The organism is Streptomyces sp. SID12488 (assembly GCF_010548275.1).
Taxonomy (GTDB): domain Bacteria; phylum Actinomycetota; class Actinomycetes; order Streptomycetales; family Streptomycetaceae; genus Streptomyces.
The window spans coordinates 1-381 of record NZ_JAAGLT010000177.1 but is presented as its reverse complement, the minus strand read 5'-3'; the positions used below and the strand labels follow the sequence as shown (position 1 = coordinate 381).

Below are 381 nucleotides of genomic sequence, written 5' to 3'. Positions count from 1 at the left end.
AACGGCCCTGTCTTCAGGTCGACTTGGGTGACCGGGTCCTTGGAGAAATCGGCGACGATCTGCCGGCGGACCCAGTCGTTGCCGAGCAGCCCGTAGTGCGAGGGGCAGCCGCTGTCGCCGACCGGCAGGACTTGGTTGACGGCGCCGGCCAGCTCGGTGGAGTGCGGGGCGCGGCTGTCGCCGGGCGGGATCTGCTGGTCGCAGGTGGAGCTGAAGGTGGTGTAGCGGGTGGTGCCCGGGGTTTCGTCGCCCGCGTTGAGGGAGGTGAGGAAGGCGCTGGCGGGGGTCATGTCGGCGAGCGAGGCGGCGTGGATGTCGCAGAAGGTGGCGAAGGGGCCGCAGGGCGCGGCGTCCCCCGCCCCGTGGTTGGGGCCGCCGAGC

General features: G+C 72.2%; 1 pseudogene. It reads right to left on the bottom strand.

From position 1 onward, the window contains the following. Positions 1-381: pseudogene (locus tag G3I56_RS43070) on the bottom strand (hypothetical protein); the annotation flags it as partial.